The sequence below is a fragment of the Streptomyces sp. TLI_053 genome (genome assembly GCF_900105395.1).
Lineage (GTDB): Bacteria > Actinomycetota > Actinomycetes > Streptomycetales > Streptomycetaceae > Kitasatospora.
Map to the genome: position 1 here is coordinate 5,161,912 of NZ_LT629775.1, position 20,149 is coordinate 5,182,060.

15 protein-coding genes are annotated in these 20,149 nt (G+C 74.1%); 7 read left to right on the forward strand and 8 right to left on the reverse strand.

The window, feature by feature from the left end:
- The first annotated feature begins 37 nt into the window (after positions 1–37).
- Positions 38–775, forward strand: coding sequence for a nucleotidyltransferase domain-containing protein (locus BLU95_RS20920; protein WP_093861376.1), 738 nt, complete (start codon positions 38–40; stop codon positions 773–775).
- Between the two features lie 403 nt (positions 776–1,178).
- On the opposite strand, the gene BLU95_RS42385 is transcribed toward BLU95_RS20920, so the two are convergent.
- Positions 1,179–1,598 (reverse strand): hypothetical protein, encoded by a 420-nt coding sequence (locus BLU95_RS42385; protein WP_159424957.1) that lies wholly within the window; start codon positions 1,596–1,598, stop codon positions 1,179–1,181.
- On the opposite strand from BLU95_RS42385, the gene BLU95_RS20930 reads away from it, so the two are divergent.
- The 3 genes from BLU95_RS20930 (at position 1,591) to BLU95_RS20940 (ending at position 4,396) form a co-directional block, all read left to right on the forward strand.
- Positions 1,591–1,929 (forward strand): hypothetical protein, encoded by a 339-nt coding sequence (locus tag BLU95_RS20930; RefSeq protein WP_093861377.1) that lies wholly within the window; start codon positions 1,591–1,593, stop codon positions 1,927–1,929. The genes BLU95_RS42385 and BLU95_RS20930 overlap by 8 nt on opposite strands.
- An 80-nt stretch (positions 1,930–2,009) precedes the next feature.
- The gene (locus tag BLU95_RS20935; protein ID WP_159424958.1) at positions 2,010–3,605 is read left to right on the forward strand and encodes an AbeC-like domain-containing protein; all 1,596 of its coding nucleotides are present in this window, start codon (positions 2,010–2,012) and stop codon (positions 3,603–3,605) included.
- A gap of 77 nt (positions 3,606–3,682) precedes the next feature.
- Positions 3,683–4,396, forward strand: a complete 714-nt coding sequence (locus BLU95_RS20940) for a TIR domain-containing protein (protein ID WP_093861379.1) — start codon at positions 3,683–3,685, stop codon at positions 4,394–4,396.
- A 129-nt stretch (positions 4,397–4,525) separates the two neighbouring features.
- Here BLU95_RS20940 and BLU95_RS20945 read toward each other — a convergent pair whose 3' ends face one another.
- Positions 4,526–5,413, reverse strand: a complete 888-nt coding sequence (locus BLU95_RS20945) for a macro domain-containing protein (RefSeq protein WP_231977706.1) — start codon at positions 5,411–5,413, stop codon at positions 4,526–4,528.
- Positions 5,414–5,520: 107 nt separating this feature from the next.
- Here BLU95_RS20945 and BLU95_RS20950 point away from each other — a divergent pair, with 107 nt between their 5' ends.
- Positions 5,521–6,873 carry an AfsR/SARP family transcriptional regulator gene (locus BLU95_RS20950; protein ID WP_093861380.1) on the forward strand — a complete coding sequence of 451 codons (1,353 nt, stop codon included), beginning with the start codon at positions 5,521–5,523 and terminating at the stop codon, positions 6,871–6,873.
- Positions 6,874–7,162: 289 nt separating this feature from the next.
- Here BLU95_RS20950 and BLU95_RS45165 read toward each other — a convergent pair whose 3' ends face one another.
- A complete protein-coding gene (locus BLU95_RS45165; RefSeq protein ID WP_093861381.1) occupies positions 7,163–10,882 on the reverse strand; it encodes an SdrD B-like domain-containing protein in 3,720 nt (1,239 codons plus the stop codon).
- 82 nt (positions 10,883–10,964) lie between these two features.
- Positions 10,965–11,729: a MarR family transcriptional regulator gene (locus tag BLU95_RS20960; RefSeq protein ID WP_093861382.1), complete on the reverse strand. Its 765-nt coding sequence runs from the start codon at positions 11,727–11,729 to the stop codon at positions 10,965–10,967.
- 238 nt (positions 11,730–11,967) lie between these two features.
- On the opposite strand from BLU95_RS20960, the gene BLU95_RS20965 reads away from it, so the two are divergent.
- Positions 11,968–12,627, forward strand: a complete 660-nt coding sequence (locus BLU95_RS20965) for a DUF4097 family beta strand repeat-containing protein (protein WP_093861383.1) — start codon at positions 11,968–11,970, stop codon at positions 12,625–12,627.
- A gap of 147 nt (positions 12,628–12,774) precedes the next feature.
- Here BLU95_RS20965 and cydC read toward each other — a convergent pair whose 3' ends face one another.
- From cydC to BLU95_RS20985, 4 genes are all read right to left on the reverse strand, one after another.
- Positions 12,775–14,478: a thiol reductant ABC exporter subunit CydC gene (cydC, locus tag BLU95_RS20970; protein WP_093861384.1), complete on the reverse strand. Its 1,704-nt coding sequence runs from the start codon at positions 14,476–14,478 to the stop codon at positions 12,775–12,777.
- 74 nt (positions 14,479–14,552) lie between these two features.
- On the reverse strand, positions 14,553–16,319 hold the full coding sequence (gene cydD, locus BLU95_RS20975; protein WP_093861385.1) for a thiol reductant ABC exporter subunit CydD: 1,767 nt from the start codon (positions 16,317–16,319) through the stop codon (positions 14,553–14,555).
- A gap of 82 nt (positions 16,320–16,401) precedes the next feature.
- Entirely contained in the window at positions 16,402–17,505 is a 1,104-nt protein-coding gene (locus BLU95_RS20980) for a cytochrome d ubiquinol oxidase subunit II (RefSeq protein ID WP_093861386.1), read from the reverse strand.
- Positions 17,506–17,565: 60 nt separating this feature from the next.
- Entirely contained in the window at positions 17,566–18,861 is a 1,296-nt protein-coding gene (locus BLU95_RS20985) for a cytochrome ubiquinol oxidase subunit I (RefSeq protein WP_093861387.1), read from the reverse strand.
- A gap of 247 nt (positions 18,862–19,108) precedes the next feature.
- Here BLU95_RS20985 and BLU95_RS20990 point away from each other — a divergent pair, with 247 nt between their 5' ends.
- Positions 19,109–20,032 (forward strand): LysR family transcriptional regulator, encoded by a 924-nt coding sequence (locus BLU95_RS20990; protein WP_093861388.1) that lies wholly within the window; start codon positions 19,109–19,111, stop codon positions 20,030–20,032.
- Positions 20,033–20,149 lie beyond the last annotated feature (117 nt).

A 20,149-nucleotide genomic window follows, 5' to 3' on the forward strand; every position in this document is an offset into this window, starting at 1 on the left:
GGCAGACTCCTGCGGACCGGCCGACGAGAGGAGCCCGATGAGCACCCGGCCCACCACCCGGCCCAGTTCCCAGCCCGGTTCCCCGCCCGGCACCGTCCTGCTGTCCGGCATCGTCGGCTCGACCGCGTACGGACTGGCGCACGCCGGTTCCGACATCGACCGGCTGGGCCTGTTCGCCGCCCCGACCGAGGGCTTCCACGGCCTGCACCGCCCGGCCGAGTCGCACGTCTCCACCAGGCCGGACCGCACCCTGCACGAGGCCGCCAAGTGGTGCCGCCTCGCGCTCGGCTGCAATCCCACCGCCACCGAGCTGGTCTGGCTGCCCGACGAGCTCTACGAGGTGCGGGACCCGCTGGGCGAGGAGCTGATAGCGATCCGCCGCTCGTTCCTGAGCGCCCGGGGTGTCCGCAACGCCTATCTCGGTTATGCCACCCAGCAGTTCCGCAAGCTGCTGACCCGCGACACCGCCGACCCGGTCACCCGGGCCCGGGCCGCCAAGCACGCCCGGCACCTGGTCCGGCTGCTCGAACAGGCCGTTCACCTGCACGAGGTCGGCCACAACCAGGTCCGGCTGCCGGATCCGGAGCGGGTCCGCGGCCTCGGCGAGCGGATCGCCGACGACCCGGCCCACGCCGAAGGCCTGCTCGCCGCGGCCGCCGACCGCCTCGACCGTCCCGGGGTCCTCCCCGAGCACCCCGACGAGCGCCCCGCCGAGGCCTGGCTGCGGCGCGTCCGCGCCGTCCACTGGACACCCGAACCGGTCTCCGCGGCGTAGCACCGCGATCGGCCCGCTCCGAGGGGCCCGGGCGGGCACGGGCCGGCGCGGGCCCCTCGTCGTGCGCCGGAGCGCTCGGGGGAGTGCGGCGGCGCACCCGTCGCACCTGTCACCGGGTCCACCAGCGCATCGGAAGCGGATCGGAAGAGCCCCGGTTGTGGCCGCGGAAGAAGGGGGCCTGGTCGGATCGACCCGAGGGGCGGTGACCGGTGGGTCCGTGGCCCCCGGTGGGTCCGCGGGCCCGGGGCCGGGGCAGCACGGCCGGGCGCACGGACGGACGTGCCGGGTCCCGCGCCCCGATCCCTCGGTGACCGCACAGGAGGTCCGCGTTGAACGACAAGATCCCGGAGCCGCCGGTCCCGGCGGACGCACGGGTCCGGCCACCGGGCGCGGCCCGGCCCGTTCACCCGCCGCCGTCGCTGCTGCCCCCGCCCGGGGACGTCCGTACGGGGGTGCTGGCCGTCGTGGGGGGTTCGCTGGCGGTGCTCCTGCTGCTGCTCGGGCTGGGCGGCGGCATCTCGTTCGGGACGGACGACGGGGGCGGCATCGACACGAGCGGGCTCGCCGGCGGCCTGGGCAGGGGGTCCGGGGGGTGGGACGAGCCGCCGCCGACGCCCGTGCGGACGGTTCCCACGCCCACCCGCACCCGCACGCCCTCGGCCTCGGCCTCGGCCACACCCACGATCACCCGGACAACCTCGTTCTCGTTCTCGCCCACGCCCTCGTCGTCCTCGTCCTGGTCCGGCGGGTCACCGTCACCTTCGGGGTCCGGTTCGGCGACCGCGACCACCACGGCGACAGCCACAGCCACAGAAATGGCCACGGAGACGGCCACCCCGACGGCCACGGCCACCCCGACCGGGTCCGCCCGACCCGACGCGGTGCTGAGCGACTACTTCGCGGCGATCAACGCCGGGGACTTCCGCACGGCCTGGCAGCTCGGCGGGCGCAACCTCGCCGGCGACTACGACACCTTCGTCACCGGCTTCGACGAGACCACCTCCACCACGGTGACCGTGCTCTCGGTCGACGGTGCCGCGGTCACCGCGACGCTGGAGGCCCGGCAGACGGACGGCACGGTCCGGCGCTTCCGCGGCGTCTACACCGTCACCGACGGTGCCATCGCCAGGGCGACCGTCTCCCGGACGGGATGACGGTGGGTCGGCACGGGCGCGAGGACGCCCCGGGCCCCGGCAGGACCGGACCCCTCCACGACAGGAGCTCTGAACGACCGATGACCATCCACGGCGCCTCTCTCGCCGCGCCGCCACCCCCGTCCCCGGGCCAGGACGGGCCCACCGGACCTCCGGGGGTGGACGCCCGCAGCCGGGCCACCCGGCTGCTCGCGGCGGGTACCTACCTCTCCCCGGACTACCGCCGCGCGGTGATCAGGGAGCTGCTGACCAACCGGGCCCGGGCGGTCGCGCCCTCGTTCGGCTACGACGCCGTCCCGGTGCTCGCCCACGCGCTCGCGGCCCGCGCGCTGCAGCGCAACTCCTGGGTGTACTTCGGGGCCGGGGCAGCCCTGCTGTTCGTCCTCGCCGCCACCGGCGTGATCGGTGCCTTCTCCTTCCTCCTGCTCCTGCTCTGGCTGTGGTGGTCGGCCGACTACCTCCGGCGGGTGGCCACCCTGCACACCCTGGTCACCAGGCTCAAGGACCGCGGGCCGGGCGGCGGACCGGGCGGGTTCGACGGCGGCCGTCCGTCGGCCGTCCTCCTCGACGACGAGCTCGTCGGGAAGATCGAGCGCGAGCAGTCGGCCCGGGACGGCCTCGCCTACTTCGGCGGCTACCGGCCGTTCGTCGGGGCCGGCACGCGGCTGCGCCGGTGGTCGAACGCGCAGTTGCTGCTCGGCGCCCCGGACAACAGGGACGACATGGCGGAGCTGGTCGCCCGGCTCGCCGGCCGGACGGAGCCGGACGGGCCGAAGGAGCCCGCCGGTCCGGTGGTCACCAGGCGTCGGCCGGTCGTACCGTTCGACGTCGCGGACCTGGCGGCCTTCGTCCAGCACCACCTCGCCGCCGAACTGCGGGACGAGGCGAAGGAGTCCGAGCGGATCGCGACGCTCACCGTGGAACGCCGCAGCTACGCCCGGGCGGTCACCGTGCACGACCGGTCGGTGGGAGCGGGCTGGACCGCGCTGCCCGCGATCGGCGCGGAGGGCGGCGAGCACTGGGCGGAGGGATACGGCGCGTCCCGCGAGTACCTGTGCGCCCGGATCGGCTCCTGGGACGAGGAGTTGGTCACCTCCCTGTTCGTGGGCTTCGACATCCGCGGCAACACCCTGCACACCGAGTTCCACAGCCATGTGCTGACCCCGGTGATCTCCGAGTTCCACCTGGTCGACCGGCTGCCGGAGCGGCTGGACCGGCGGCTGCTGCTGCGGGCGGCCCTGGACTCCCTGGGGCACGTGCTGGGCCGGTCCTGGCAGGTCCTGCTGCCCCTCGGACCGCTGCGCTCGGGCTACGCCCGGTTGCGCGAGCACTACCGGGAGGGCCGGCGCTTCGAGGTCGAGCTCGTCGCGGTCGCCGACAGCAGCGAGTTCGGCCTCGGCCGGTACGCGACGCTCGCGGTGAATCGCGGCGCGCGCACCAGCATCCGCGAACTGGCCTGCAGCGACACCTACCACCACTACTTCCAGGAGTCGGACGCCGACAAGTACACCCGGATCGTGGAGCGTCGGCTGCTGCACCTCGTCGAGCGCTTCCTGCGCGAGCACCAGGTCGACCTGGCGGACCACCGGCGCAACCAGACCAACGTCCTGAGCGGCAACGTCTTCGGCAACGGGACCATCGACAACTCGCACAACAAGCAGGTCAACCACAACTGATCCCCGCACCACCGCCACCGGCCCGGCCGCGACGACGGCCGCCGCACGAACACACCGAGGACAAGGACAACCGACCCATGACCGACCAGGGAACAGGCCGCGACGCGGCCGTCCACGGCAACATCTTCGGCAACGGGACCATCGACAACTCCACCGGCAAGACCGTCAACCGGGGCGGTGCCCGCCAGGCCGAGGGGTCGACGGGCGCGCGGACGACGGGTGCGCGGGCGACGGTCGGTCCCGAGCGGAGCCGCAACGTGTTCGTGGTCCACGGCCGCGACGAGCAGGTCCGGCGGGAGATGTTCGGGCTGCTGCGCAGACTCGGACTGAACCCGCTGGAGTGGGAGCACCTGGTCGGGGCGACCGGCCTGCCCTCCCCGTTCATCGGCGAGGTGGTGGCCCACGCGCCCTCGGTGGCCGGGGCCGCGCTCGTCCTGCTCACCCCGGACGACGTCGCCGTGCTCCACGACGACCTGAAGGGGCCCGCCGAGCCGCCGCACGAGCGGGCACCCTCCGGCCAGCCGCGCCAGAACGTGCTGATCGAACTGGGCATGGTGCTGATGGCCTATCCGGAGCGGACCGTGATGGTCGAGTTCGGGGACGTCCGGCCGGCCTCGGACCTGGCGGGCCGCAACGTGATCCGGTTCACCGCGGACGGGAACCACGTCTTCGCGCTGCGGAAGGTGGCGCAACGACTGGAGGTGGCCGGCTGTCCGGTGGACGACCGGGGCAACGACTGGCTGGACACCGGGCCGTTCCTGGACCTGGGGGCCTACCGCCGCACGGGCTGATCCGGCGCGGGACGGTCCGGCCCGGCCGCGGCGCACCACCGCGGCCGGGCCGTCGCCGACCGGTGCCGACCGGTGCCGACCGCCGTCGGCCGGTGCCGTCACCAGTGGTGCCACCTGCCACCGGTGCCGTCACCGGCCGGCCAGGCCCTCGGCCATGCTCCGCAGGAACGCCCGCACCTCCGGCACGGAGACGTTCGCCAGGTCCGCCGGCCGCAGGACGACCCGCAGCTCCCGGCAGACCGCGCCCTCCCGGGACCGCGCGACGAACGACATCAGGATCAGCCGCAGCAGGCTGTCCTGGTCCAGGTAGTCCATCCTCGCCAGCCCGGACCCCACCAGCGGCATCGCCACGGAGTCGGTCCGGGCCCGCCGGTCGACGGCGTCCCAGAGCCGGTTGAGGCCGAACCAGAGGTCCTCCACCCCGGAGGAGGCCACCAGGTCCCGGCCGAGCCGGCTGTAGGCGGTGGCGAAGACCAGCCGGGGCGGGGTGCCGAGGACGGCCACGGTGCCCAGCGGGTAGCGGTCGAGCTTGCCGAGCGGTTTGTCCGCCCTGAGCTCGCGGGACCGCGGGGCGACCGGGGCCAGGGCGGTGGCGAGTTCGGCGTCCAGCCGGTCGAGGTCGCCGTCGTAGCGCCGCCGCAGCAACTGGGCCTGCACGCTGTCCTGGTGGATCAGCCGCCCGTCCTCCGGAGCGGTGTCGAAGGTGTCGCAGAAGCCGACCACGAGATGGCCCGGAGCGGCGAAGAGGTCACCGGCCTCCACCACCACCGTGGTGTCGGGCCGCCGGAACTCCTGCCGCACCACGGGGACCGGCCGGCTCAGGTACGCGCCCCAGAGCACGCAGGCCCCGGCCGAGCCCGCGGTCACCCAGCCGGGCGAGGGCAGCCCGTGGGGGAACAGCGGTGCGGCGAGCTGGCCCGCCACCGCCAGCCCGCCGAAGGCGGTCGCGGTGTGGCGCAGGAACGCGGACGCGGTGCGCCGGGACACCCGGCCGGTGCCCGGCAGTCGGCGGATCATACGACACGCCGATCATCAACCTGCCTGCCGGGCACGGTGGTTGCTATCCTGCTCGGTGCTTCGAGGGCGGCCGCTCCCGGCCGGGGCCGAGGCAGGTGGGGGTTCCGATGACGGGTGTCCGGGTGAGTGTGCTGGGGCCGGTGCGGGTGGAGTCCGACGGGGTGCCGGTCCGGCTCACCCCGCTGACCAGACGGCTGCTGGTCCGGCTGGTGGCGGCCGACGGCGAGGCGGTGCCGGTCTCCCGGCTGCGCCGGGACGTCTGGGGCCGGCGGGCCGACCTCCCGGGGCAGGGCGCGCGGGGCCGCAACGAGGTGCACAAGAGGGTGGTCGAGCTGCGGCGCGCGTTCGGCGCGGGCGACCCGGTGTCCGGCGCGCGGCTCCTGCGCACCGAGCAGCTGTCGACCGCGCGCGGCTCGGAAACCGCCTACCGGCTCGGCCTCGCGTCCGCGGAGCTCGACTGCGCCCGCTTCACCGAGCTGGTGAACGAGTCCTTCCGGGTCGGACCGGCGATGGCCGCCTGGCACCTGGAGGAGGCGCTGGGCCTGGTCCGGGGCAGACCGCTGGCGGAGGCCGCCGGCGAGGAGTTCGCCGAACCGCTGATCCGCCGGCTGACCGGCCTCCAGGACACCGCCCGCCGGGAGCTGATCTCCTGCCGGGTCAGGCTCGGCCGGCCGGAGCTCGCGCTGCCGGTCGCCGAGGCGGCGGTCCGGGAACGCCCGGACGACCCGTCCTGGGTCTCCGAACTCGGCCGGCTGCGGACCAGGCTGCGCGGCCGCTGGGACGACGAGCTGCTGCGTGCCGCCCTGCCCGACCGCGCGGTCGAGGTCGTGGTCGTCTGCGGCGACCTCTTCGACCAGGAGGACGCCAACCTGGTGGCGGGCTTCACCGACACCTTCGACACCGAGATCGACCAGGACGTCGTGATCAGCCGGTCGAGCATCCAGGGGCAGCTCGTGGAACGGCTGTTCGGCGGCCGCAGCGAGCGGCTGGACGCCGAGCTGGAGCGGGCGCTGCGGCCGGTGGCGGTGGTCGAGCGGGAACGCAGCCGGGACAAGCCCCGCGGGCGCCGGCTGCGCTATCCGATCGGGACGACGGTGGCGGTGCCGCACGGCCGGCGGCAGATCTTCGCGACCGCGTACTCCCGGCTGGGCAACGACATGGTGGCCCGGTCGCGTCCGGAGCACCTCGCGTCGGCCCTGGACCGGCTCTGGGAGGCGGTCGCCCTGCACGGGCGGTACCGCCCGGTCGCGGTGCCGATGCTCGGCTCCGGCCTCGCGCGGATCGTGGACCTCGACCGGGGCCGGCTCGCCAGGATGATCGTGGAGTCCTTCGTCCTGGCCTGCGCGGACGGCACCCCGGTCGCGCCGGAGCTGAGGCTCGTCGTGCACCCGGACGACCTGCGCCGCACGGACCTGCTGGAGCTGGAGCGCTTCCTGCGGGACCCGTACGGGCGGGACTGACGGCCGGGCCGGTACAGCGGCGTTCCGCGGCCCGCGCCTTGGCATGCTGCTCCTCCCGCCGTGGGTGGGCGGGAGCGGACCCTGCCGTCCCCCGTGCGGTCGAGGTCCGCCCCGCCTCCGGTGACAGCACACCAGTCCGGTCGCTTCCGGGGAAAGGCGCCGTCGCTTCCGGTCCGCTTCCGATCGGTGCCCCGCCACCCGCTTCCGGTCGCGGGCGGACACGCCAGTGGCGTCGCCCGGGGGCGACGCCACTGGTCCCGGCCTTGCTGTTCAGTTGTTCACCGGTGGATCAGCTGTGCCGTCCCGGGCGGCGGTAGGCGACCAGGCACAGGAGCAGACCGCCGAGGACGGCGAGGCCTCCGAGGGCCGCGATCAGGCCGTCGGCGGCGGAGCTGCCGGTGTCCGGCAGCGGCTCGCCGGTCGGCCGGTGGTGGGTCGGCCGGTGGGTCGGGACCGTGGACGCGGTGGTCGTGGTCGTGGCGGACGGGGACGACGACGTCGGGGACGCGGTCGGCGAGGGCGAAGCGGTCGGCGACGGCGAGGACGTCGGGCTGGGCGAGGCGGTGGGCGACGGCGAGGACGTCGGGCTCGGCGACGAGGTCGGCGAGGGCGAGGACGTCGGCGAGGGCGACGGGGACGGGGACGGGGACGAGGACCGGAGCACGACGCCCATGTCGAGGTCGAGGTAGCGCCGGCCGCCGGAGAGGGTGACGGTCTGGGTCAGGCCGGTGGTGGGGTCGGCGTCGGAGTCCTTGGTGGGGTCGGTGCCGGAGGCGCGGGTGGTGACCTTGGCGCCCTGCGGCAGCGTGGAGAGGTCGAACCGCACCTGGTAGGTGCCGTCGGGGAGGTTGTCGAAGAGGTACAGGCCGTTGGCGTCGGTGGTGGTGGTGACGGGTCGGCCGTTGGCGTCGACGACGGGCTGTCCGTTGCCGTCGAGCAGGTCGACCTTGACGCCGGGGACGCCGGTGTCGCCGGGCTTCTGGACGCCGGAGCCGTCCTTGTCGACCCAGACGAAGTCACCGAGCGCGTTGTCGGCCGGTGGCGGGGGCTGGACGATGCCCATGTCGAGGTCGAGGTAGCGCTGGCCGCCGGAGAGGGTGACGGTCTGGGTCAGGCCGGTGGTGGGGTCGGCGTCGGAGTCCTTGGTGGGGTCGGTGCCCGCGCCCCGGACGGTGACCTTGGCGCCCTGCGGGAGGGTGGTGAGGTCGAACCGCACCTGGTAGGTGCCGTCGGGGAGGTTGTCGAAGAGGTACAGGCCGTTGGCGTCGGTGGTGGTGGTGACGGGTCGGCCGTCCTTGTCGCGCACCGGCTGGCCGTTCTCGTCCAGCAGGTCGACCTTGACGCCGGGGACGCCGGTGTCGCCGGGCTTCTGGACGCCGGAGCCGTCCTTGTCGACCCAGACGAAGTCACCGAGCGCGTTGTTCGGCTCGGTGACCCGCTTCACCGCGACGCCGACCTTGGCCGGCTCGGCGGGCAGCAGCTGCCGGCCCTCGTTGTCGGTGGCGGTGAAGGCGAAGCTGTTCCAGGCGTACTCGGTGTCCGGAGCGTCGAACGGGGTGACCATCGGCCAGGTCAGGGTGAAGGACTCCCCGGAGGCCATCGCGCCGGCGCGGTGGACGCGGAACCAGGTCGCCGTCCCCGGGGCGGGGAAGGCGGTGGTCCAGACCGCGTTCGCGTTGCAGCCGGTCCGGTCGACCAGCGCGCTCTCGACACAGGGGTTGGCGTCGGTGGTGTACTCGATCACCACGGTCGGGTCGCTGCTGACGATCGGCTCGCTCAGCGAGGGCGTCCAGGTGCTGCCGCGCTGCGCGTCCTGGGTGAGCACGTAGTTGTCGCCGGGGGTGGGCAGCTTGTCGTAGGCGATGAAGTCGGTGACCGGGTCCGGCGAGTCGTTGCGGACGGTCATCCGGTAGGAGATGTGGCCGCCGGGGGTAGCGGTGCCGATGCTCAGGTAGTCGGAGTCGAGGTCGCCCTTCACCTCCTTGAACGAGCGCAGCACGCTGGGCACGTCCACCTGGATCTTGGAGGAGGCGTGGCAGAGCAGCTCGGTGGTGTTGCCGTTGCCGTTGAGGTCGAGCACGTCCGGGGTGCTGCCGCTGTCGGAGCCGGAGAACATGCAGGCGACCGGGTCGGTCGGCTGGTCGACGGTGACGTAGACGTCGTTGGTCAGTTCACCGGAGCGGATGCTGCTGGCGACCTGGACGTCGAAGAGCATCCGGTAGGCCAGCGGGTCGTGCAGGTAGGTGGAGTCGGGCGCGCCGGCCGGCCACTGCATCCTCAGCAGCTGGCGGCCGTCGGGGCCGGGGGTGACGGTGATCGACTCGGGGGCCTTGGCGTCCGGGTAGTTCGGGTCCGGCCGGGCGGAGCCGTCGATGTAGACGACGCCGGGCGGCAGCAGGTCGAGCAGGACGAGCGGGCGGTCCAGGTCACGGGCGCTGCGGTTGTAGGGGATGACCTGGAAGGTCGCCATGCCGCCGGGGGCGGACAGCTCGCCGGAGACGGTGGTCTTGGCCGCGCCGAGGTTGGTGGCCTGAGTGATCGTGGTGCTGGCGCAGGCGTTGGCACTGGCGTTGTTGGTGCCGTCGGTCGCGGAGGTGTCGACACAGTTGGTCAGCGGGACGGGGGCGGCGCGCCCGTCGTGGCCGGGGGTGGCGACCTGGGTGACCAGCTGCACCGCGTTGCCGGGGCTCCAGCCGGTGGGGATGGGGCCGTTCCAGGTGAACCGGAGGCCGTCGAGCCAGCGGCCGGCGGGGATGCCGAGGACGTCGTTGGCCGGGTCGCCGGCGCCCTCGGCGAAGGTGACCCGGCGGTTGGCGGCGCCGTTGAAGGGGCTTCCGGGGCTGAAGGTCAGCCAGGTCGGGTCACCGTTGAGCCGGTACTGGAGGGTGAGCTGGATGCTGGTGGGGTTCCACGGCTCCAGCTGGAGGGACTGGGGGTAGATCCAGTTGTAGAGGCCGTCGGTGGTGCCGGTACCGGGGTCGGTGATGGTCAGGCTGGTGGCCGGGCCGGAGGTGTTGGTGGCCGACAGGCTGAAGCTGTTGAGGTCGCCGGAGACGACGGTGTCGCGCCACACCTTGCTGGCGGTGACGTCCACACCGGTGGCCGGGGGCTGGAACTGGCCGGTGGTGGTGGAGGCGGAGTCCAGCGTGGTCTCGGGGTCGGTGCCGAGCGGGTCGCCCAGCAGGTCCACGTTGTTGGTGGAGGTGGTGCCGCTGGGGAAGTCGCTCTCCGGGTAGTACACGACCAGGACACCCGGCTGGCGGCAGCCGCCGCGGCCGTTGCCGGACACGAACGGGCCGATGTCGTAGCCCCAGGTGTTGGGACCGGGGGCCACCTGGGTCCAGCCCGGCGAGCGGCCGGTGTCCACCACCGCGCCCGGCGGCAGGGTGTCGAACAGACGGCTGCTGTCCAGGTCGACGTTGGGCACGTTGTCGGTGGCGCAGGGGCTGAACTGGTAGGTGACGGTGCGCCCGTCCTGGCTGCTGGTCTGGATGCCCTTGGTCACCGTGTACTGCGGCTGGACCTCGGCCCTGGTGTTGGCGCTCGCGTTCTGCGAGGTCTCACCGGTGGCACTCATGGTGGCCGAGTTGGTGGAGGTGGCGCCGTTGGGGGTGGTGAAGTTGGGGTACTTCATGACCACCGTGATGGTGGCGGTGGTGCCGGGGCTGAGGTTCTGCAGCTTGATGTCCATCGTGCCGCCCATCGCGCCGGTCGCGGGCACGGTGGAGCCGGCCTGGTCGACCGAGGAGGGGTCGGGGGTCCAGCCGACGAACTGCATGTTCGACGGCAGGGTGTCGAGGATGTGTCCGCCGGTGCATTCGTTGATCGAGCACGTGTACCGGAGGGTGTAGGTGACGTTCTCCCCCGGGGAGGCGGTCGCCTTGTCCACGCTCTTGGTGAAGGAGATGGCGGCCTGCGCCGGTGGGGCGATCAGGCCGCTGCCCAGGAGGGTTCCTCCTAGGAGGGCGAGAACCGAGGCGATCCGCCCGGTCCGGAAGGGAATACGCATACCGGACAGTTGATCCGACCGTTCGTCACACGCCCGGGCGACGCGAGGGCGGGTGACGGCGTTTCACCTTGTCAGACGAGCGTCAAATCCCATCCTCGGAGTCCGTCGCTCCCGGGGCCGGCACCGGGGCCGGGTTCGCGCCGGTGTGGAGGACGTCGCGGGCCTGTTCGGCGGAGCGGCTGATGCTCTCGCCGACGAAGTCCATGAACCGCGCGATGTTCTCCAGACGAACGGCCGCCGGGGTGCCGGTGCCGAGCACGCCGACGCCCTCCCGGGCGGTCCCGGCGAACCGGGCGTGGGCCTGGGCGGCGGCGATCATCGACTGGTACCAGACGTCGCCGTCGACGACGTAGCGCTCGCGGCGGCGCTCGTCGCGTTCGCGCCGGACCAGGCCGTGGGCCTCCAGGAACGCGATCGCCTTGGAGACGGACGCCGGGCTCACCTGGAGCCGCCGGACGAGTTCGGCCGCGGTGACGCTCCCCTCGTCGGTGGTGAACAAGCAGGTCAGGACCCTGGCCATCATCCTGGGCAGGCCCTGCTGCATCACCAGGGCGGTGAACACCTCCTCGTACGCGCGCACGGCCTCCGGGTCGCGCCCGTGCGCGGCCGGCTCGGGCGGCTGCGGTCCGCGGGGGGCGGCCTGCCGGCTCCGGTGGGCGCGGCGCTCGGTGGCGCGGTGGGCCGCGTCGGCGCGGTAGGCGGTGGGGCCGCCGTTGCGCATCACCTCGCGGGTGACCGTCGAGGTGGGGCGGTCGAGGCGCCTGGCGATCTCCGCGTAGGCGAGCCCGTCGGCCACCCCGAGTGCGATCTGCTGGCGTTCCTGCTGGGTGAGTCGGCCTCCCGGCACCTCGGTCTCCCTTCGTGCGGCCCGGACCTCCGCAGCATAGCGTTCATGCACCGTCAATGCAACGATCGATCGCGTCGACGTTGCATTGAAAGAGGATTCGTTGCAACGATATTCGACATCTGGCCTGCAGTTATGGCTGTTCTTCGCAACGAAGCTATTGATGGATATGCGAATGCAACGTAGCGTTCGTGATGTCAGAAAGCAGCAGGAGCACCACGAGCAACAGGAGAGCAGCACCATGGAGAAGTTCGCCACCACCGCCCCGGTCACCGCTGTCGTCGGCCTGCCGGCCGGCCGGGTCCAGGTGATCGCCGCCGACCGGGCCGACGTCACCGTCGAGGTGCGGCCCGCCGAGTCCGGCCGCGCCCGCGACATCCGCACCGCCGAGCAGGCCGTCGTCGGTTTCCGGGACGGCGTCCTGCGGGTCGACACCGTGCCCGGCGGCCGGCTGGTCGGTGCCGGTGCCGTGGAGATCACCCTCCAGGTGCCCGTCGGCTCCCGGATCGAGGTGGCCTCCGAGAGCACCGAGCTCCGGGCCGTCGGCCGCCTCGGTGACGTCGTCGTGCAGGGTGCCTACCGCCGGATCAAGATCGACGAGGCCGACAGCGTGCGGCTGACCGCGGTCGACGGCGACGTCGAGGTCGGCCGGCTCAACGGCCCGGCCGACATCAGCACCTCCCGGGGCTCCGTCCGGATCGCCGAGGCGCTTCGCGGCGCGGTGGTGCTCCGCACCGAGTCCGGCGACATCGAGGTGGCCGCCGCGGCCGGGGTCTCCGCGGCCCTGGACGCCGGTACCGGGCACGGCCGGATCAGCAACAGCCTGCGCAACGACGGCGCCGCGGTCCTCGACATCCGCGCCACCACCTCCTACGGCGACATCGCCGCCCGGAGCCTGTGAGCGGCCCGGGTGCGACCGGCCGGGCCGCCCGGGCCGCCCGGGTGCGACCGCTCCGGGTCCGCGGTGCCCGTGCGCGCGGTGCCCGGGTCCGCGCGGGAGCCGGGTGCCGCCCGCGGCACCCCACCCGCCCCCGGCGGGCGGGGCGGGTCAGGACGCGGCCGGTGCGCCGGCCGGCACGAGCCGGCCGGCGGCGAGGGTCAGCACCTCGTCGACGGCGTCCAGGGCGGCGTGGTCGTGGGTGACCAGCAGGGTGGTCCGGCCGCGGGTCGCGTCGAGCACGTCGGCGAGGACGGCGGCGGCGGTGTCCGGGTCGAGGCCCTCGGTCGGCTCGTCCAGGACCAGCACCGGCGGGTCCGCGAGCAGGGCGCGGGCCAGCAGCAGCCGTCGGCGCTGACCGCCGGAGACGGTGGCGCCGTCCCCGCCGAGCACCGTCTCCCAGCCCTCGGGGAGGGAGTCGATCCAGTCGAGCAGCCGGGCCCGGCGGGCCGCGTCGCGGAGCTCCTCGTCGGTGGCCTCGGGGCGGGCCAGCCGCAGATTGGCCCGGACGGTGGTGTGGAAGACATGGGCGTCCTGGGTCATGCCGGTGATCGCCCGGCGGACGTCGGCACCCGCGCAGTCCCGCAGTTCCCGCCCGCCGATCCGGATGCTGCCGCCCTCGTACGGGAGGAACCGCATCAGCGCCGCGATCAGGGTGGACTTGCCGGAGCCGCTGGCGCCGACCAGCGCGACCCGGCGGCCGGGCGGCAGCCGCAGGCTCACCCCGTCCAGGACGGCCGGGCCGTCCGGGCGGTGGCGCACCCGCAGGCCGGTGATCTCCACGCCGAGCGGGCCGTCGAGGGGGAGCGGGGCCGGATCGGCCGGATCGGTGACCGGGGCCGGGGTGTCCATCAGGTCGGCGAGGCGGCGGGCGGAGGCCCAGACGTCGGCCAGCCGGCGGGCCGCGGCGGGCAGTCCGGCGAGGGCGTCGAAGGAGACCAGGGCGAGCACCGCGAGGACGGTGAGCTGTACGGCCGGCAGCCGGCCGTCGGCGTGCGCGCGCAGGCCGAGCCAGGTGACCCCGACCGTGGCCGCCGCCTGGAGCAGCAGGACCACGGCGGAGGCGAGCGAGGTGGTGAGCGCCCGGCGCTCCTCCAGGTCGGCGATCCGGGCGGTGGCCGCCGCGGTCCGGGCGTGGGCGCGGCCCCGGGCACCGTACGCGGCGAGGTCGGCCGCACCCCGGGTCAGGTCGACGGTGAGCGCGGCGAGTTCGGCGCGCGCGGCCTTCTCGGCGCGACCGTCCCGGCGGGACAGCGCGAGCACCAGGGCGGGCACCACGAGCGCGGCGAGGGCGAGCAGCAGGGCGAGCAGCAGCCCGGCCGGCGGAAGCAGCACCAGCGCGGTACCGGTGGCGGCCGCGGCGACCAGGACGGCGGCGGTGACCGGGATCAGCACCCGCAGCAGCAGGTCCTGCGCGGCGTCGACGTCGTCGACCAGCCGGGTCAGCAGGTCGCCGCCGCGGAAGGCGGGGGTGCCGGCCGGGGCGAGCGGGACGAGCGCCTCGTACACCCGGGCGCGGAAGTCGGCGACGGCGCGCAGCACGCCGTCGTGCCCGAGCAGGCGGTCGGCGTAGCGCAGGGTGCCCCGGCCGAGGGCGAGGGCGCGGACGGCGACGATCGCGACGGCGACGGCGGCGATCGGAGGCTGTTCGGCGGCGCGGGTGATCAGCCAGGCGGCGGTGGCCATCAGCGCGGCGCCGCTGAGTTCGCTGCCGGCGGCGGCCAGCACGGCGGGCAGCAGCCGGCGCCAGTGCGGCAGCAGCAGGCTCAGCAGCCGGAGGGTGGGGTGGGAGCCGCTGGCGGCGCGGTCGGGCATCGGAGCTCCGGGGGCGAGCGGTCGGGGCGCGGGGGCGGCGCCCGGGGGGAGGGCGGCCGCGGCGGCCGGGCGGGTCATGAGCGGACCAGCCCGGTGAGGTCGGCGGCAGCCGGGCGGGCGGGGGAAGGTTCGACCGTGCCGGCCCGGACGGTGAGGATCCGGTCGGCGTGCGGCAGCAGGCCGGTCCGGTGGGCGACCACGATCGCGGTGCGCCCGCGCATCAGCTCGGCGGTGGCCCGGGTGACGGCGGCCTCGCTCTCCGGGTCGAGGTGGGCGGTGGGCTCGTCGAGCAGCAGGACCGGCGCGTCCTTGAGGAAGGCGCGGGCCAGGGCGGTGCGCTGGCGCTGGCCGGCGGAGAGTCCGGCGCCGTGCTCGCCGAGGACGGTGTCGTACCCGTGCGGCAGTGCCGCTATGAAGCCGTCGGCGCAGGCGGCCCGGGCGGCGGCCCGGACCTCGGCGTCGGTGGCGTCCGGGCGGCCGAGGCGGATGTTGTCGGCGACGGAGGTGGCGAACAGGTGCGGGCGCTGCGGGACCCACGCCACCTGGGACAGCCAGGCGTCGGGGTCGAGCGCGGCGAGGTCGGTGCCGTCGACCAGGACCCGGCCGGTGCCGGGGGTGACGAAGCCGAGCAGGAGGGCGAGCAGGGTGGACTTGCCGGCGCCGCTCGGGCCGACCAGGGCCAGGTGCTCGCCGGGCTGGACGGTGAGCGAGACGTCGGCGAGGGCGGGGGCGGCGCGGTCGGGGTGGTGGACGGTGACGCCGTCGAGGACCAGCCGTGCGGTGCGGGCGTCGGGGACGGGGGCCGGGGGCCCGGTCCGGGCCTCGACCAGGAGCCGGGCGGTCGGCCCGCCGGCGGGGCCCGTGTCGTCCGTGTCACCCGTGCCGCCGGCGTCGTCAGCGTCGTCCAGGAGCGTGAACACCCGCTCGGTCACCGCGATGCCCTCGGCGCTGTCGTGGAAGGCCGCGCCCGCCGCGCGCAGCGGCAGGTAGGCCTCCGGCGCGAGGAAGAGCACGACCAGGGCGGTGCGCAGGTCGAGCGTGCCGTCCAGCAGGCGCAGGCCGACCGGGACGGCGACCAGCGCCACCGACAGGGTGGCCACCGTCTCCAGCACGAGGGAGGAGAGGAAGGCGACCCGCAGGGTGCGCATGGTGGCCCGCCGGTGCGCGTCGGCCATCTCCCGCACCACCCGGGTCTGGTGCCGCTCGCGGCCGAACGCGCGCAGGGTGGGCAGCCCGGCGACGACGTCCAGGAAGTGGCCGCCCAGCCGGGCCAGCAGCCGCCACTGCCGGGCGGTGCGCTGCGCGGTGTGCAGGCCGACGAGCGCGCCGAACACCGGGATCAGCGGAAGGGTGATCACCACGATGAGCGCGGAGGTCCAGTCGGCGAGGCCGAGCCGGACGACCACCACCAGCGGGACGACAGCGGTGGCGGCCATGGTGGGCAGGTAGCCGGTGAGGTAGGGGTCCAGGGCGTCGAGGCCGCGGGTGAGCAGGGTGGCGGTCTCGCCGTGCCGACCGGCGGCCAGCCGCCGGGGACCGGTGTCCCGCAGGTGGGCGGTGAGGCGGTCGCGCAGGTCCCGCTTGGTCGCGGCGGCGGCCCGCTGGGCGAGGGCGCCCCGGGCCCAGGCCAGCAGGGCGCGCAGGGCGAGGACGGTGCCGAGCGCGACCAGCGGCCCGGTCCACCGGCCGCGTCCGGCGAAGCCGTCGGCGAGCAGGCCGGCCAGCAGTTCGGCCTGGCCGAGCACCAGTCCGGCGCCCAGCAGGGCGAGGACGGTGGACATGGTCAAGTGGCGCCGGAGCGCCGGGATCTCGCGCCGCAGACGGCGTTCGGCCGGCTTCATCCCGTGGTCCCTCCGTGGTCCGCCAGGCGGTCGGACGCCGCCGGCCGGCAGCCGCGGTGGGCTGCCGGCCGACGGCGGTCGGTCAGAAGTAGCTGGGGTGCCGCCGGCCGGTGCGGCCGCGGAACGCCCACCAGCTCCAGCCCTGGTAGAGCAGGATCAGCGGGACGACCACCACGCCGAACCCGATCAGCACCTTCAGCGTGGCGCCGTCGGCGACCGCGTCGTCGACGGTGATGCCGCCACCGGCGGAGGCCGACAGCAGGTAGGGGTACTGGCCGGCCCCGATCAGCAGCACCGGCAGCGCGGTGGCCAGGCAGGTGGCGGTGAAGGCGAGGGTGTCGCGGCCCCGGCCGAGGTACCACCACCCGGCCGCGAGGGCGGCCACGATCAGGGCGAACAGGACCACCGAGGTCCCCGTCCTGGTCATCGAGGCACCGGCCCCGAACAGCGAGAGCAGCAGCGCCAGGGCTCCGGCGGCGCCCGCCGCCGCGAGCAGGGTGGCACCCGTCCGTCGGGCGGCGGCGGCGGTGCCGGGCTCCGAGCGGAGCGCGACGAAGGCCGCGCCGTGCCCGGCGAAGAGCAGGGCGGTGGCCACCCCGCAGGTCAGCGCGAACGGTCCGAACACCTCGCCGGCGCCGACGTGGAAGGAACCGTCGGCCCGGCGCGGCACGCCGTGCAGCAGCAGGCCGACCACGATGCCCCAGCACACGGCGGGCAGCGCGCCGCCGAGCACCACCAGGGCGTTCCACACCCTGGCCGCCCGCGGGCCGCGGGAGCGGCCGCGCAGCTGGATCGCGGCGTTCCCGAGCACCAGGCCGGCCAGGATCGCCACGATCAGCGGGTAGAGGCCGGACAGCAGGCTGCCCTCCAGGTGCGGGAACGCGCCGAACATCACGCCGGCGAAGGCGACCAGCCAGACCTCGTTGCCGAGGAAGAACGGCGCGATCGCGTCGAGTGCGGCGTTCCGCCGGTCGTCCGGGCCGGTGCCGGTGCCGGTGCCGGTGCCGGATCCGGATCCTGCACCGGCCCGTGCTCCGGCGGCCGGTCCGGCCGCCGGCCGGGGCCCCGCGTCGGCGGAACCGAGGAACGGGGACAGCATCTGGGCGCCGTAGTCGTAGCCGCCCAGTACGAAGTAGCCGGCGAGCAGCAGGCCGAGGAGGGCCAGCCAGAGGGTCTCCAGGCTCATGTAGCCCAACCTTCCGTCACATCAGAGGAGTTCGTCGCGGTGCGGGAGCGGTCGGCCCGCTCAGAAGGCCGGGACCGGCTGCTTCTCGTCGGCGCCGCCCGCACCGGGCAGCTCGTCCGGGAGCGGGTCGCCGGCGCCGAGCTGGGCGCCGGCCGGGCCACGGCGGGCGAAGCGGGTGATCAGCGTCCAGTTGGTCACCGCGAGGGCGAGGAAGATGGCGACGAACACCGTGCAGGACACGGCCAGGGCGCCCGTGCTCACGTTCGAGACGGCGTCGTCGACGGTCAACCGGCCGTAGACGAGCCACGGCTGGCGGCCGATCTCGCGCACCACCCAGCCGCCGACGGAGGCGATGAAGGGCAGCGGGACGATCGCGGTCATCAGGTAGGCGAGCCAGCGCTTGCGCACCAGCAGGTCCTTCAGCAGCAGGAAGACGGCGATGAAGGTGATGGTCGAGACCGTGTTGCCGAGGATGGTCATCAGGTCCATCGAGTTCTTCACCCAGGCCGTCCAGGGCAGGTAGTCCCCGGGGCCGTGCGCGGCGACCTCCTGGGCCTGCGCCGCGGCGAGGTCGCCGCCGTTCAGGATCGCGGCCTTGACCGGCTGGGTCTTCTCGATGACCGGGACCTGGAGGTTGCCCACGATGATGACGAAGAAGGAGGAGAGCATGCTCACCCAGACGCCCAGGCGCAGCGAACTCCGGAACAGCTCGGTCTCCTCGGTGCCCTTGGCGAAGTGCCAGGCGCTGATGCCGGCCACGAAGATGCCGCCGGTGGTGAGCGCTGCGAGCGCGATGTGGGCGAGGGCCACCTGGGCGTTGGCGTTGGTGACCAGGGCCCAGAAGTCGGTCAGGTAGGCGACGCCGTCGCGAACCTCGTAGCCCACCGGGTGCTGGAGGAAGCCGTTGGCGACCAGGATCCAGAACGCCGAGAGGTAGGCGGTCAGCGCGACCAGCCAGATCAGCGCGACATGGATGCCGCGCCGCATCCGGCCCCAGCCGAAGATCCACATGCCGAGGAAGGTGGACTCGGCGAAGAAGGCGATCAGGGTCTCCAGTGCCAGTGGCGCGCCGAAGACGTTGCCCGCGAACTTGCTCAGGCCGCTCCAGCTGAGTCCGAACTGGAACTCCATGACGAGGCCGGTCACGATGCCGACCGCGTAGTTGATGACGTAGAGCTGGCCCCAGAAGCGAGTCATGCGCTCCCGGACCGCGCGTTTGGCGAGGTCGCGGGTGTACGCGGCCCGGGTGTGCATGATCGCCACGATGGGGACCAGCCCCATGGTGAGGATGACGAACAGCCAGTGCACGCTGGTGGTGGCCGCGAACTGGAGTCGGGCCAGATCCGCAGCGCTCATGATGCGACCTTCCTGGGGGGCGGTTGGCCTCCGGGTCGGCGGACGGATGAGGAAGTCGGGGAGGCGGACGCGGGAAGCGGACGCGGGGAAGGAAGGGTTCCCCGCTCGCGTGTGCAGGTGGCGGGCATCTCTGCCCGCCACCTGCGCGACGAACCCCGCCGATGACGTTAGGCGAGGGTTGCTTATGCCTTCCAAGACCGGTTTTGCTATGTACGCATAGCTCGCCGGACATGAGCAGAGGTGAACCGTGGATTTGCTGCAACTCCGCTACTTCCAGGCCGTCGCCCGTTTCGAGCACATCAGCCGGGCCGCCGAGGAGCTGAGCGTCGCCCAGCCCTCGCTCAGCCGCACCATCGCCCGGCTGGAGGCCGAGCTGGGTTCCCCGCTCTTCGACCGGCAGGGCCGGCGGATCCGGCTCAACCAGTACGGCGTGGTGTTCCTGCGGCACGTCGACCGGGCGCTGAGCGAGCTCGACGACGGGCGCCGGGCGCTGCGCGAGGCCCGGGAGACCGGGCTCGGCCGGGTCGGCGTCGCCTCCGAGACGCTGCTGACCGTCGCCCATCTGATGGGCAGCTTCCGGGCCGCCTTCCCCGGGGCCGAGGTGCGGCTCTTCCAGTCGAACGTCGAGGAGATGGACCGCCAACTGCGCGCCGGTGAGGTGGACTTCTGCGTGGCCTCGCAGCCGCTGACCGCCGCCAACCTGGACTCCGTCGAGCTGCTCCGGGAGGAGGTGCTGCTGGCCGTCCCGCGCGGGCACTGGCTGGACGGCCGGGAGAGCGTGACGATCGCCGAGATCGCCGACGAGCCGTTCGTCACCACCCGGCGGGGGAACTGGCAACGCGCGCTGCTGGAGCGGCTGTTCGCCACCGAGGGGCTCACCCCGCGGCTGTCCTGCGAGGGCGACGAGCCGGGGGCCAGCCAGGACATGATCAGCACCGGGCTGGGCATCGGCCTGATCCCGGCGATGTCCCGGCTGGCGGGCACCGACTCGCACGTCCCGGTGGCCTGGGTGCACGTGGCCGCGCCGAACTGCTACCGGGTGCTCACGCTGGTCTGGAACCGGGACGCCTACCAGTCCGAGGCGGCCCGCCGGTTCCGCGAATTCACCGTCAGCAGGCCGCTCATGACGCACCGTCGGCCGGATCCGAGGAGCGGCCGGGAGTCGGTCTGAGCCCCGTCGGCGCCCCGAAGATCGATCCTGGCGTGCCCCGGACTCCTTTGCTACGCTCAAAAGCGCTGCCGTGTCCTGGCCGAGGGCTTCGCGTGTCCGAATGGCCGGTATGAGATG

Excerpts from the sequence above, each read along its gene's own strand:
- cydC (WP_093861384.1), bottom strand. The coding sequence starts at position 14,478 with ATGCCCGACCGCGCCGCCAGCGGCTCCCACCCCACCCTCCGGCTGCTG.
- BLU95_RS20940 (WP_093861379.1), top strand. The coding sequence starts at position 3,683 with ATGACCGACCAGGGAACAGGCCGCGACGCGGCCGTCCACGGCAACATC.
- BLU95_RS20930 (WP_093861377.1), top strand. The coding sequence starts at position 1,591 with ATGGCCACGGAGACGGCCACCCCGACGGCCACGGCCACCCCGACCGGG.
- BLU95_RS20945 (WP_231977706.1), bottom strand. The coding sequence starts at position 5,413 with ATGATCCGCCGACTGCCGGGCACCGGCCGGGTGTCCCGGCGCACCGCG.
- BLU95_RS45165 (WP_093861381.1), bottom strand. The coding sequence starts at position 10,882 with ATGCGTATTCCCTTCCGGACCGGGCGGATCGCCTCGGTTCTCGCCCTC.
- cydD (WP_093861385.1), bottom strand. The coding sequence starts at position 16,319 with ATGAAGCCGGCCGAACGCCGTCTGCGGCGCGAGATCCCGGCGCTCCGG.
- BLU95_RS20920 (WP_093861376.1), top strand. The coding sequence starts at position 38 with ATGAGCACCCGGCCCACCACCCGGCCCAGTTCCCAGCCCGGTTCCCCG.
- BLU95_RS20980 (WP_093861386.1), bottom strand. The coding sequence starts at position 17,505 with ATGAGCCTGGAGACCCTCTGGCTGGCCCTCCTCGGCCTGCTGCTCGCC.
- BLU95_RS20935 (WP_159424958.1), top strand. The coding sequence starts at position 2,010 with ATGACCATCCACGGCGCCTCTCTCGCCGCGCCGCCACCCCCGTCCCCG.
- BLU95_RS20950 (WP_093861380.1), top strand. The coding sequence starts at position 5,521 with ATGACGGGTGTCCGGGTGAGTGTGCTGGGGCCGGTGCGGGTGGAGTCC.
- BLU95_RS20965 (WP_093861383.1), top strand. The coding sequence starts at position 11,968 with ATGGAGAAGTTCGCCACCACCGCCCCGGTCACCGCTGTCGTCGGCCTG.
- BLU95_RS20985 (WP_093861387.1), bottom strand. The coding sequence starts at position 18,861 with ATGAGCGCTGCGGATCTGGCCCGACTCCAGTTCGCGGCCACCACCAGC.